Below are 13,022 nucleotides of genomic sequence, written 5' to 3' on the forward strand. Positions count from 1 at the left end.
CTGCAAGCCTGTTAAATTCAAAAAGGGGTGTTTGGAATGAAGAAGAAAATTACTCAAGTTCGTTCAGTTTTTATCCTATTGGCATTGGTGCTTGTTTTGGCCGCTTGCGGTCAAGGAGGCAACAACGCAGCAAACAAAGAAACGAATAAACCTGCTAATGAGTCTGCCGCAACGAACGCGGCGAAAGCGGAAGAGCCGGCCAAAGAGGAGCCAAAACCGCCGGTTGAGCTGCTAAACGTATCGTATGATCCGACTCGTGAACTTTATGTAGATTTTAACGAAGCATTCTCGAAGCATTGGAAAGCTGAAACGGGCCAGGACGTGACGATCAAACAATCACACGGCGGCTCCGGTAAACAAGCCCGCGCAGTTATCGACGGCTTGAAAGCAGACGTTGTTACGCTCGCGCTCGGTTACGATATCGACGCTGTCGCAGAGCCAGGCTTGATTAAGGCGGATTGGCAATCTAAATTCGAGCACAACAGCGCGCCGTATACATCAACAATCGTATTCCTAGTCCGCAAAGGAAATCCGAAAGGCATTAAAGACTGGAACGATCTCATCAAGGATAAGGTTGAAGTCATTACACCTAACCCGAAAACATCGGGCGGCGCTCGTTGGAACTACCTTGCCGCATGGGGCTATGCACTGAAGCAAAACGGCAACGACGAAGCAAAAGCACAACAGTTTGTTGCTGAATTGTTTAAACACGTGCCTGTACTCGATTCCGGTGCGCGCGGATCAACGACAACATTCGTAGAACGCGGAATCGGCGATGTACTGCTGGCTTGGGAGAATGAGGCCTTTCTATCGATCAATGAGCTTGGACCAGACAAATTCGAAATCGTATATCCTTCCTTGAGTATTTTGGCTGAGCCTCCGGTAGCCGTTGTTGACAAGGTAGTGGATGAGCATGGTACTCGTGAAGTAGCTGAAGCCTATCTGAAATACCTCTACACAGAAGAAGGCCAAGAAATTGCCGCTAAAAACTACTACCGTCCGATTTCTGAAGCTGTTGCAGCGAAATATGCGGATCAGTTCAAACCGCTTGAGCTGCTTTCAATTGACAAAGACTTTGGCGGCTGGAAAGCAGCACAAACGAAACACTTTGCTGACGGCGGAATATTCGACAAAATTTATACGCCAGGCTCATAATGCGTGATTCGAACAAGACTGGAGCTGACTTCACATGAAAGGTTCCAAGACCCGTAACGTTTTGCCGGGATTTGGTTTATCGCTAGGATTTACTTTGTTCTACTTGAGCGTCATTGTTTTAATCCCGCTGGCTGCCGTTTTCTTCAAAACGGCAGAGCTCAGCTGGTCCGAGTTTTGGAGCACGGTTACGAATGCGCGTGTCGTTGCCTCCTACCGCGTCAGCTTTCTAACAGCTTTTTTCGCAGGACTTGTTAATGCGGTGTTCGGCTTGTTAATTGCTTGGGTGCTTGTGCGCTACCGGTTTCCAGGCAAAAAATTTATCGACAGCTTAGTCGATTTACCTTTTGCTCTCCCAACGGCGGTTGCCGGTATCGCGTTAACGGCAATCTATGCACCGAACGGCTGGATAGGCTCGATCCTGGAGCCGTTAGGGGTTAAGGTCGCTTACACACCGATTGGCATTACAATCGCACTTATATTCATTGGGCTGCCGTTTGTCGTCCGGACGGTGCAGCCGGTGCTGCAGGACATGGAGAAAGAGACGGAAGAAGCGGCAGTAATGCTTGGCGCATATCGCTTGCGAACGTTTTGGAAGGTCGTTTTGCCGGAGCTATTGCCAGCGCTGTTAACAGGGTTCGCGCTCGCATTTGCAAGAGGCATTGGCGAGTATGGCTCGGTTGTCTTCATATCCGGCAATATGCCGCTTAAGACGGAGATAACCCCGCTGCTCATCATGACGAAGCTGGAGCAGTACGATTACGCTGGCGCTACCGCGATTGCACTCGTTATGCTTGTGGTGTCCTTTCTTATGCTGCTGGTTATCAACATACTGCAGTGGCGGATGAATCGCCGCACAGTATCAGATTAAGAAAGGGGGCTCACACATACATGGCTGGAGCAATAACCGTCCATACCGATCAAGAAGCTTCGAAGCGACCTCGGCATATAACAGAATCGGGCCCCGTTAGGTGGCTGCTGATCGGAATTGCAATGCTGTTTCTCGGATTGATCGTTTTACTGCCGCTGGCATCCGTATTCGTCGAAGCGTTTAAGAAGGGTGCAGGTGTATACTTTGAGTCCATAACGGAGCCGGATGCCTTATCCGCGCTTAAGCTGACGCTTACTGTCGCCTTGATCGCGGTTCCCGTCAATACGATCTTCGGCATAGCAGCGGCGTGGGCCATCAGCAAGTTCCGTTTTCGCGGTAAAAATATGTTGATTACTTTAATCGATTTGCCGTTTGCCGTATCGCCCGTCATTTCCGGCATGATCTACGTGCTGCTGTTCGGCACGCAAGGCTTTCTCGGACCGTGGCTGGATGAGCGCGGCATCCAAATAGTGTTCGCTGTGCCGGGCATCGTGCTTGCAACCGTATTCGTCACTGTTCCCTTCGTAGCCCGTGAGCTTATTCCGCTCATGCAGGCGCAGGGCGTTCAAGAGGAGGAAGCGGCCGCTAGTCTAGGGGCTAAAGGCTGGCAAATTTTTTGGAAGGTAACGCTGCCTAACATCAAATGGGGACTGCTATACGGTGTCATTCTATGCAATGCCCGCGCAATGGGCGAGTTCGGAGCGGTATCCGTCGTTTCCGGCCATATTCGCGGGGAAACGAATACGTTGCCGCTGCATATTGAAATTTTGTACAATGAGTATCAATTTTCGGCATCGTTTGCGGTAGCATCCTTGCTCGTCATGCTTGCAGTCATAACCTTAATTGTGAAAAACATCGTGGAATGGAAGTCTGCTCAGCAAAAGCCGGCAGAAAAAAACGAGTAAATCAATTTAATGGAGGGGTTTCGAATGGCAAAACCGTTAGAAGTGGATCAACAGTGGCTGGAGCGAATCGCTGATCAAGTGAGCGGGCTTAATTACGGATCTGTGACGATTACCGTTCATGACGGCAGAATCGTGCAAATCGACCGGACGGAAAGAACGCGTTATGATGGGCCCTCCCAAAGACAGCAGGTTCCGTCCGAGTCGAAGCAGCGGGATAATAAATCGGCAAGCGACGCGCTTCGCATCGTTCAATAGCCCTTTCCGCCGGATAGCCCCAAAAGCTCCTTTTTCATGGCTGCAGCCTGAAAAAGGAGCTTTTTTATACTTTGCGGCATCATAGCGGCTGCCGTTTTTGGCCAATAAAAAAAGGAGCAGCAGACTGCTCCTTTTTTCAAATATAAGAATTTATAAGTTTCACATTTATAAATAAGCTTATATTTCACCGCGAAACGAGCTGTTGCCGCCAAAGGACGGCAGCAGCCGTTTACGCTTGTTATGAAATGATGAATTTTACGATTACAGCTGCAGCGAAAATGACGGTCATAAAACCGAGCATACCGCCAAAGCCGAACATAACATCCATCAAGTCATCGCGAGGCTCTTCATTAAAATGCTCGCGCGGGTCTCTCACGTTTTCCATCGCCTGCGTCCTCCTTGAAAAGACCGATTGCTTCAATCACAACCATAAGCGGTCGTCTTTATGTAGTATCGGTTTATTCAACTTATATTAGTATACCCAAACTGCCAAACAGTTGTAAAGCAAATACCGGTGACAATTGTAAGGCGAAATACGGTCTATTTGTGCTAAAATGTGTACAGAATCATTAGGCAGTCGGAGGCGAGAGCATGGATCATCAGCAAACGGATCGGAAGCAGGCAGAGCAGCAGCTTGCTGAGGCAAAAGAGACGATACGGAACAAACTAGCTTTGCTCCCCGATCAATCAGGCTGTTACCTTATGAAAAACAGCGAAGGCGTCATTATTTATGTAGGTAAAGCGAAGGTGCTCAAAAACAGGGTGCGTTCCTATTTCAACGGCAGCCACAACGGGAAAACCCAGCGGCTCGTATCGGAAATCCGGGATTTTGAATTTATCGTAACCTCGAGCAATATGGAGGCTCTTATTCTGGAATGCAATTTGATTAAACAATACCATCCGAGATATAACGTACTGCTCAAGGATGATAAAACCTTTCCTTATATTAAAATAACGAACGAAAAGCATCCGAAACTTGAGGTCACTAGACGGATCATTAAGGACAAAGGCAAATACTTCGGTCCTTATCCGAATGCATTCGCGGCTCAGCAGACGAAGAAGCTGCTTGACCGGCTTTATCCGCTGCGGAAGTGCAAGACGCTGCCGGATAAGGTGTGCTTGTACTATCATCTTGGACAATGTATTGCGCCATGTGAATTTGATGTGCAGCAAACGGAGTACGACCGGATGATTCAAGAAATATCGCGGTTTCTTAACGGCGGTCAAGATGTAGTGAAGAACGAGCTGCAGCGTAAGATGGAGGAAGCGGCCGAGAAGCTCGAATTCGAACGGGCGAAAGAGCTTCGGGATCAGCTTATCGCCATCGATGCGGTCATGGAGAAGCAGAAGATTACGATGTCGGATGCGCTTGACCGCGATATTTTCGGCTTTGCGGTAGATAAGGGCTGGATGTGCGTACAAATACTGTACATGCGCCAAGGCAAGCTCATCGAACGGCATGGAACGACCTTCCCTTATTACGGAGAAGCCTATGATGATTTTATGACGTTCGTGACGCAGTACTATAGCGACAATCCGGCGCTGCCGAAGCAAATTTTGCTTCCGCTGCCTCCCGAGCAGGAGCAAGAGGAGACTCAGGAAGAGGCGGCGGATGAGACCGCTGCTTCACGCGCTGACGAAGTCATTGCTTCGCTGCACAGCTGGCTGAAAGTTAAGGTGCTTATGCCGCAGCGCGGACGCAAGAGCGAAGTTGTAACGATGGCTGCCGACAACGCGAAGGTGATGCTCGATGAGAAATTCCGGCTTATCGAACGAGACGAGGAGCGGAGCGTCAAGGCGTCCGAGTCGCTCGCCGGCTGGCTTGGTCTTGAGGAAGTACGCCGAATCGAAGCCTTCGATAACTCGAACATACAAGGAACGAATCCGGTTTCGGCCATGGTCGTCTTTACCGACGGCAAGCCGGATCGTAAGGAATACCGCAAGTACAAGGTGAAAACCGTGCAAGGACCGGATGATTACGAAACGATGCGCGAGGTCATACGGCGCCGGTATGAGCGTGTATTGAAGGAGGAGCTGGCAGCTCCCGACCTGATCGTTGTCGATGGCGGCAAGGGGCAAATATCGGCAGCGCTCGATGTGCTTGAGAACGAGCTTGGCTTGTTCATTCCCGTATGCGGCCTTGTGAAGGATGCGAAGCATAAGACGGCGCAGCTCATGACCGGAGACCCTGCCGAGATCGTACCTTTGCCGCGCGACAGCCAGGAGTTTTATTTGCTGCAGCGCATCCAGGATGAGGTGCACCGGTTTGCCATTACGTTCCACCGCGAGCAGCGCGGCAAGTCTATGGTTGAATCGAAGCTCGACTCGATTCCAGGCATCGGAGAGAAGCGCCGCAAGCTCCTGCTCAAACATTTTGGCTCCATCAAAAAAATAAAAGAGGCCTCAGTCGAAGACTTCCGGCCTCTATCGATTGGAGATAAATTAGCTTCGCAAATTATAGCTGCTCTAGGAGAGGAGGAGTCGTCGTAACGGACGGCTTCTTCTCTTTTTTGCGGCTTAAATATTTGAGGACGTAGGCAATCGGCACCGGCAGCACCGCGAAGAAGATCGCAGAAATGATATTTGGCGCCGATCCGATCGTCAACAAGGATAAGCCTACGGCTACGCTGTTGAAGATCGCATGGGTAAACATCGAGGTAATGAGACCGTATCTGACGAAAATAAAGCTGAATACAAGCCCGATAATCATGAGCTCGATCAATCTCGTCGAGGACGGATAAAACGGATACATGACGTGTCCGAGCGCCCAGAAGAAGGTCGGGAGCAGCGCTGCGGCAAACGTATTTTTGAACCATCTGCGGAATAACCCGATGCCGAAGAAGCGGAAGACGGCTTCCTCGGAAATAGCGGCAGCCCAAGCAAGCACCGGCATCAGCCATAGAATGCCCATATTATAAGGAGATTGGGTGGCATCCGACGTATCCCAGGTTCCGATCGTCAGCCGCAATCCGATAAAGATGAGCGACTGCAGCGCAAACAGGATGATCGCGAATAAATAGGCGAGACCAACGCTGCGCCAAACATGATCCCCATAGCCCTTTTGCCCGAAACGCGGCCATAATGCGCGGCCCTGCGCCTTCCAGAGGCCGTCCCCCGCGATCAGCGAAATATAGATGGACCCGGCCATCGGGATGGTCAGCAGCACCGTTACGATTGCGGTTATCGTTGTAGCCGATCCGGCCATTTCATTTTCGCCCAGCTGAGCGCGCATACCATCGAGCATGTTAAGGTTCATGATGATATACGTAATTAAAAATACGATGGTGAGAATGATTCCAAACTTAAAGGAAGTAAATCTCCGGTACAGCACTGCGTAAATAATCGCTAACACAAATAGCACAAAGCTCATGAAAATATAGCCGAAGCCGGTTAGATAGCCAGCTATTTTATCCTGCTTATTTACATATAGGATGTAGTCGTCCGGCGCGGCGAACGCAGGCTTGTATTTGGTAATAACGGTGCGGCCATCGACGTTTAGCGCATTCACATCGATCTTAAGCTGAGCTTTCTTAATAGCAGCGGAAGGCGGCTCGCCATGCCATTCACCGTTAGGCAATAGCTCACTCCCCCGGAAATCAAGCCCGTTGAAGCTTTGTGCCGACAGGAAAGAGATCACTGCCTCCGTCTTAATGGCGTCAGGCAGCGGCTCGCCGTCAATTAGCAGATTCCAAGCCACGACCTTTTCGCTTTGCATATGTACATAAACGAACCCGCTGCCGCCGCCGGCAAATTTCAAATCAACCTGAAACGTATCCGTCGGGAAGCTTGGATCATATTTGTCGGCGTATGTTTTGACCAGCTTATTTTTGGATAAATAACCATTAAGTATTTTATCGGTTTGATGCACGGCTTTAGCCGATTTCACTTTCAGGCCGGTTTGTTTCTCAGCGAAAGCAGCAGCGCGGTTCTCGGCAGCCGACTTTTCAATAACTTTTGTGTTTAATTCACCGGATACGATGGAAGCGATCATGGGCCCGACGTCAACGGCTGCATAAATAATGAAGCAAGCAATCGCCGCCCATAGAAAACGTTTCCATTCATTAGGCCTGATAGAATCGATCATTGGTTCACCTCAACTGTCTATTTAGTGAGTAGCTTATTTCATTACATTACCATATTAATCCCTGAATTATCCAATGAAAAAGAACGTTTGCTTTCAAAAAACTGCGAAATAACGATGTCCGGGAAGCTTGCTGCTTGCTGCTTTGTCCCACTGCCTATATTTGGACTAATATCGTCCTTTTTGTCGTAAAAGCCAGCTTTATATCGAGACTGATTTGGGATTATAATCGTAAACGGCATACAAATAGAATAGAACAGCCGAATTTCCTATGGAAATCGGGGGAACCATAAAGCTGTCAAAATCGATGAACCTGCTGTAAGCAAAGAGGTTCACATTTGGCGGCATGGGGTGAATTTTAGCGCTGGAGCCATTTCTCCAGCCGCCGAATAGGGCTGCCTGTCCAGGCCCGAATCCGTCAGCTAACCTCGTAGGCGTATTGGAACAGGACTCATCGCACAGAGCATCTGAGTATCCAGTGCTTTTTTTTATGCTCAAAAACAGCTTCATCATTATAAGACATAGCGAAGAAGAAGGATAAACAATGAAAATGGATTGGAATGTTTTAAAGTGGTCTCCTCCACGAATACTGGTGTGCGGATTTGCGCTTATTATTTTACTGGGAGCCAGTTTATTATCCATGCCTTTTGCATCAGCGAGCGGCGAGCGGCTGCCTTTTATAGATGCGCTGTTCACTGCAACGTCGGCGACATGCGTAACAGGGCTGGTCGTCGTGGATACAGGAACGTATTTCTCGGTTGCCGGCCAGGTCATATTAATGTGCCTGTTCCAGCTCGGCGGGCTCGGCTTTATGACGATGGCAACGCTGGTAGCGCTCGTGCTGCGCAAGAAGATATCACTGCGTGAGCGGCTTTTGCTGCAAGAGGCTATGAATCAGTCGAGCATGGAAGGGATCGTACGGCTCATCAGACGGGTTATTGTTTATTCGCTTACGATCGAGCTAGTCGGATTTACGCTATTTTCCTCTAGATTTGCATTTGATATGCCGCTGGGCAAAGCGCTGTTTTTCGGAGCGTTCCATGCGGTTTCCATGTTCAACAATGCGGGGTTCGATATTTTCGGCGGATACCGCAGCTTGACGTTGTATGTAGAGGACCCCATCGTCAATATTGCGGCCATGATGCTCATCATAACCGGCGGTTTGGGCTTTGTCGTTATTTCGGATCTGTTGGAGTTCCGCAAAAACCGCAGGCTGTCGCTGCATAGCAAGGTTGTGCTTACGATGACGGGAACGTTAATCGTAGTCGGTGCCATCGTCATTTTCGTATTTGAATTTACTAATCCGAAGACGCTCGGCTCACTGGAATGGGGCGGAAAAATTTGGTCCTCCTTCTTCCAGTCCGTCACGCCGCGGACGGCAGGCGCCAATACGCTCGACTACACAGCTCTGCGGCAAGCGACCGTGTTCTTTACGATCATCTTAATGTTTATCGGCGCATCGCCCGGATCGACGGGAGGCGGGATTAAGACGACCACCTTTACAACGCTGATCGGTGCTGTCATCTCGATGATTCGCGGACGCGACGACATTGTGCTTTTTCGGTACAGACTCGGCAAAGACAGAATTTTCAAAGCGCTGACGATAACCATGATTTCATTAGGACTCGTCATTATCGTAACGATGATCCTGTCAATGACGGAGGATCAGGCTTTCATTAAATTATTGTTTGAAGCAACGTCTGCATTCGGTACGGTCGGACTGTCAGTCGGCGTTACGCCGGAACTGACCTTCGTCGGAAAAATTGTCATTGCATTTACGATGTTTGCCGGACGGCTTGGTCCTTTAACGCTAGCCTACGCGCTTGGGCCGCGCACAGAAAAAGAGCTGTACCGGCATCCTGAAGGCAAAATTACGATTGGATAGGGGTTTTTGCAAGTGGGAATCAAGAAGAAACAGTTTGTTATCGTTGGCTTAGGAAGATTTGGTTCGAGCTTGGGACGGGAGCTGATCGAGCTCGGCAATGAGGTGCTCGGCATCGATAAGGATGAGGAGGCCGTTCAGGAAATGAGCGGCGTACTGACATATGCGGTATCTGCCGACTGTACGGATGAAGAAACACTGCGTTCGCTTGGCGTGCGTAACTTTGATTGCGGCGTCGTAGCAATCGGCGATGACATCCAATCGAGTATTCTCACGACAATATTGCTTAAGGATTTAGGCGTCAAGCAAGTTGTGGCGAAAGCAATGAGTGAACTGCACGGCCGCGTGCTTGAGAAAATCGGCGTTGACCGTGTCGTGTATCCGGAGCGGGATATGGGCATCCGGGTAGCGCATCAGCTCGTTTCTCCGAACCTGCTCGATTACATTGAGCTTTCCAAAGAATATACGATCGCCGAGCTTGCTGTTCCGCAATGCTTGAACGGCAAATCGCTGCATGATCTTAATCCGCGCGCCAGATTCGGCTGCAGTATCGTTGCGATCAATAAGCCGGGCGGCATCATCATTGCGCCTACGGCAACGGATGTGCTTGCTGAACGCGATGTTATGGTTATTATTGGCACAAATGATCAAATCGAGGACTTCGAGGCAGCTGTAATCCGCTAGGCAATTCATCAGATTGGAAGTGAAAAGCAGTTGGAAACCGCCGCGATGCCAATCATCCATCACTTACTTATTTTGCTCATTCTCATCGTATTAGCCGGTATGTTTGCGGGACGTGCAGCCGTTATGCTTCGTATTCCTGATGTAGCTGCTTTTATATTGGTAGGGATGCTGCTTGGACAAGGCTTGCATTGGATTAATGAATCGAGCAGTTCTCTGACTAACCAGCTTGTATTAATCGTCGGCTCGACTGTTATTTTATTCGATGGCGGACGTAATATTAGTTTAATCGGACTGAGCAAAGTCAAGTGGACGGTAGCCTTGCTCAGCGTCCCAGGCGTCCTTATTACGGTAATTGTAACGGGTACAGCTATCCATTTTATTTTCGGCCTGGAATGGCTTTATGCGCTGCTGGCAGCGTCGGTCATCGCTTCTACCGACCCGGCTTCCATTATTCCTGTCTTTCGTCAGGTTGCCATTCGAACGAAGGTGAGGGAGACGGTAGAAAGCGAGTCCGCCTTTAATGATGCGACCGGCTCCATCATCACCTTCGCTTTAATAGCGGCCATTACGGGCAAATCGGCATTAGAGGCTGGTCCGATGCTTTTCCAGTTTGCGTATACGGCAATCGGCGGCATTATTCTTGGGGTATTAATCGGCGTCGTCTCTGTTTACGTTGTAGCCCATTTACGGCTGGGCATCTTAAGGGATTATACGACGATTGCTATGCTGGCAACGGCGTTATCTGCTTATTTGCTCGGTGATTTGCTGCATGTGAGCGGCTTTATGGCGACGTTCGTGGCCGGCCTTATTTGGGGCAATCCCCGTCTGCTCCAGCTTAAGCTGGATGAGAAAGAAACCGAAATTGTACATTTCTCCGACAATGTGACCGTTATGCTGCGCATGCTTATTTTCGTGCTGCTCGGGAGTCAGGTCGATCTGGCGCTGCTGCTGCAATACGGCTGGCAAAGCTTAGCGGTCGTTTTGGTGCTTATGCTGATCGCCCGTCCGCTTACAGTGCTTGCCTGCAGCTTGCCTGACCGCAAGGCGGCTTGGCAGAGAAATGAGCTCGTATTCATGATGTGGGTAAGAGAGACGGGGGTCATTCCTGCCGTATTGTCGGGAATGATTACTAGCGCCGGCATTCAACATGCGGATAAGATTGCCTCTATTACACTAATGGCCATTCTCATAACGGTTCTGCTTCAAGCCAGCACCACCGCTTTTTTTGCAAAGCGGTTGGGGATGGATTCGGAGGCGTAATATTGGAAATGCTGAAGGACAGCGGCCTCTTTAGAGGCTGCTGTCCTTTTTGCTTGGAAAGCGTGCTGCCAGCTCATTGATCCATAGGCGAACCGCAGGGCTAAGCGCTGCCGAATCGGCATGAATAAGTGAAGTTGTGCGTTTCGTTTCCTCCAGCTCGCGGATTTGCACAACGATGAGCTCGTTGTCTTCAAGCAGCTGACTGCGCATATAGGATTGGGGAAGCAGCGTCGCGGCTCTGCATGTATGGAGCAAGCGCAAAATCGCTTCGAACGAATCGATTTCCATACGGACATCCGGCTGCAGATGGTATTTGTCGAAGAGCTCGTCGGTGAGCAGCCGGTACCAGGTTCCTTTTGAAAATAAGATCATAGGCATGCCGGTCAAATCTTGAATGCCGAGCGTTCCTTTATCGGTAATCACTTGATTGCGGGGCAGTACGAGCGAGAGATGGTCCTCAAATAAAGGTATGCACCTAAGCGTCGAATCCTCGATACTGGAGGCGACAATGCCGATATCCGCTTTATGGTCGCGGACGAGCGACACGATTTCATGCGTCTTGCCCGTTATCGCTTTGATGTCGAATTCCGGGTGGGTAGTCGTAAGCCGTTGGATTAGGTCGGGCAGTGTCGTCTGCAGCGTCGTTAAACTCGCGCCTATCGTCAGCGTCGTATGGCCGGTCGAAGTAAACTCGGATACGGTTTGCAAATATTTGCGGTGAAGCCGGCGCAGCTCGAGGGCATATTCGTAAGTCAGCTGCCCGATCCGGGTGAGCTCAAGCCGTTTGCCGATTCGGCGAAATAAGGGGGAGCCTATTTCTTGCTCCAGCTTAGCTATTTTACGAGAGAGTGCAGGTTGGGATAGATTGAGCAGCACGGATGCCTTATTCATGCTTGATTGCTCGACGATAACGGTAAAGACATGCATCTCTTCATTCATGAATGGAACTCCTTATATCATTTTGTTATAAGAAATTATAAAAAATAAGCAATTCCATTATAAGCTGAAAAGGAGTAGGATGGGAAGTGTGGCTAATATGTGTCGACTTTTGTTGACGGAGGTACATGCTGGGGTTACAATGTAGAATGATTTGCCATGCGTAAATAGCTGATGACTGCCTCTGGCAGCGCAGCGTTCTTTTTTTGCGCTGAAATATAAGCAATGTATGAAGATGAACTCGATACATTCTTATATTTTAAAAAAAGCATGCTAGCACTCACAGTATTGAAAGGAGAAGGAATGACATGAAAGGAAACTCGTATTTCTCGCGCAAGCTTCACTCGCTTCTCGGGATCATTCCGCTCGGCGGGTTTATCGTCGTGCACGGTCTGACCAACTACCAGGCGTTTGAACGCGGACCTGAAGGCTTCGACAAAGGCGTACATCTGATCAACAGCTTGCCCGTGCTGCCGCTGCTCGAGATTTTCGGCATTTACCTCCCGCTATTGTTTCATGGTATTTACGGTTTATACGTTGCATACCAATCGAACACGAATACGGGACGTTTTAAGTATGGACGGAACTGGGCGTTTACCGCACAGCGGATTACAGGGGTGATTACCTTTGTATTCGTTTTCTGGCACGTATTCCAGACTCGGATTCAAGTTTACCTCGGCAACATAACGCATGAAGAGCTGGGTTCTACGATGAATCAAATCGCAAGCAGCCCTGCTTTGTTCGTGCTTTACGTTATCGGCGTTCTTGCAGCTGTATTCCACTTCAGTAACGGTCTTTGGGCGTTTCTGATCAGCTGGGGCATTACGATCGGCCCGAAAGCTCAGCGTATCTCTTCTTACATTTGTATGGGCGTTTTTGTTATCGTTTCAGCGTTGTTTATTCTATCGCTTATCGCGTTTAGCGGCGATGAATTTAAGGAAGCTGCGAGTGCCGCATTGGCAATTACGAATATCGGTTAGTTTGTAGACAAGGAGC

Annotated in this window: 12 protein-coding genes and 1 riboswitch; of the genes, 9 read left to right on the top strand and 3 right to left on the bottom strand. The window is 49.4% G+C overall.

What is annotated here, in order from left to right; all coding sequences use genetic code 11:
- The first annotated feature begins 36 nt into the window (after positions 1–36).
- Genes AC0YNZ_RS09785 through AC0YNZ_RS09800 form a run of 4 tightly spaced genes read left to right on the top strand, consistent with a single transcriptional unit; the run spans position 37 to position 3,183 of the window.
- On the top strand, positions 37–1,155 hold the full coding sequence (locus tag AC0YNZ_RS09785) for a sulfate ABC transporter substrate-binding protein (protein ID WP_475826418.1): 1,119 nt from the start codon (positions 37–39) through the stop codon (positions 1,153–1,155).
- Positions 1,156–1,189: 34 nt separating this feature from the next.
- Positions 1,190–2,023, top strand: a complete 834-nt coding sequence (gene cysT / locus AC0YNZ_RS09790) for a sulfate ABC transporter permease subunit CysT (protein WP_475826419.1) — start codon at positions 1,190–1,192, stop codon at positions 2,021–2,023.
- Between the two features lie 20 nt (positions 2,024–2,043).
- Positions 2,044–2,928, top strand: a complete 885-nt coding sequence (gene cysW, locus AC0YNZ_RS09795) for a sulfate ABC transporter permease subunit CysW (protein WP_475826420.1) — start codon at positions 2,044–2,046, stop codon at positions 2,926–2,928.
- A 24-nt stretch (positions 2,929–2,952) separates the two neighbouring features.
- Positions 2,953–3,183 (top strand): YezD family protein, encoded by a 231-nt coding sequence (locus tag AC0YNZ_RS09800; protein WP_475826421.1) that lies wholly within the window; start codon positions 2,953–2,955, stop codon positions 3,181–3,183.
- 238 nt (positions 3,184–3,421) lie between these two features.
- Here AC0YNZ_RS09800 and AC0YNZ_RS09805 read toward each other — a convergent pair whose 3' ends face one another.
- Positions 3,422–3,568 carry a YqzM family protein gene (locus AC0YNZ_RS09805; RefSeq protein ID WP_110769853.1) on the bottom strand — a complete coding sequence of 49 codons (147 nt, stop codon included), beginning with the start codon at positions 3,566–3,568 and terminating at the stop codon, positions 3,422–3,424.
- Between the two features lie 206 nt (positions 3,569–3,774).
- Between AC0YNZ_RS09805 and uvrC the strand changes: the two genes are divergently transcribed.
- On the top strand, positions 3,775–5,673 hold the full coding sequence (uvrC, locus tag AC0YNZ_RS09810) for an excinuclease ABC subunit UvrC (protein ID WP_475826422.1): 1,899 nt from the start codon (positions 3,775–3,777) through the stop codon (positions 5,671–5,673).
- Here the strand turns inward: uvrC and AC0YNZ_RS09815 are convergent.
- Positions 5,639–7,267, bottom strand: a complete 1,629-nt coding sequence (locus tag AC0YNZ_RS09815) for a lysostaphin resistance A-like protein (protein ID WP_475826423.1) — start codon at positions 7,265–7,267, stop codon at positions 5,639–5,641. The genes uvrC and AC0YNZ_RS09815 overlap by 35 nt on opposite strands.
- A 245-nt stretch (positions 7,268–7,512) precedes the next feature.
- A riboswitch (cyclic di-AMP (ydaO/yuaA leader) is annotated at positions 7,513–7,716 on the top strand.
- Between the two features lie 92 nt (positions 7,717–7,808).
- Between AC0YNZ_RS09815 and AC0YNZ_RS09820 the strand changes: the two genes are divergently transcribed.
- Genes AC0YNZ_RS09820 through AC0YNZ_RS09830 form a run of 3 tightly spaced genes read left to right on the top strand, consistent with a single transcriptional unit; the run spans position 7,809 to position 11,090 of the window.
- Complete coding sequence (locus tag AC0YNZ_RS09820) at positions 7,809–9,149, top strand: TrkH family potassium uptake protein (RefSeq protein ID WP_475826424.1); 1,341 nt, start codon at positions 7,809–7,811, stop codon at positions 9,147–9,149.
- An 18-nt stretch (positions 9,150–9,167) separates the two neighbouring features.
- Positions 9,168–9,830, top strand: a complete 663-nt coding sequence (locus AC0YNZ_RS09825; RefSeq protein ID WP_110769945.1) for a potassium channel family protein — start codon at positions 9,168–9,170, stop codon at positions 9,828–9,830.
- A 30-nt stretch (positions 9,831–9,860) separates the two neighbouring features.
- Positions 9,861–11,090 (top strand): cation:proton antiporter, encoded by a 1,230-nt coding sequence (locus AC0YNZ_RS09830; RefSeq protein ID WP_475826425.1) that lies wholly within the window; start codon positions 9,861–9,863, stop codon positions 11,088–11,090.
- A 30-nt stretch (positions 11,091–11,120) separates the two neighbouring features.
- Here AC0YNZ_RS09830 and AC0YNZ_RS09835 read toward each other — a convergent pair whose 3' ends face one another.
- Positions 11,121–12,029 carry a LysR family transcriptional regulator gene (locus AC0YNZ_RS09835; RefSeq protein ID WP_475826426.1) on the bottom strand — a complete coding sequence of 303 codons (909 nt, stop codon included), beginning with the start codon at positions 12,027–12,029 and terminating at the stop codon, positions 11,121–11,123.
- A gap of 305 nt (positions 12,030–12,334) precedes the next feature.
- On the opposite strand from AC0YNZ_RS09835, the gene AC0YNZ_RS09840 reads away from it, so the two are divergent.
- Positions 12,335–13,006: a succinate dehydrogenase cytochrome b558 subunit gene (locus tag AC0YNZ_RS09840; RefSeq protein ID WP_475826427.1), complete on the top strand. Its 672-nt coding sequence runs from the start codon at positions 12,335–12,337 to the stop codon at positions 13,004–13,006.
- Positions 13,007–13,022 lie beyond the last annotated feature (16 nt).

The organism is Paenibacillus sp. J2L1-98 (assembly GCF_056269405.1).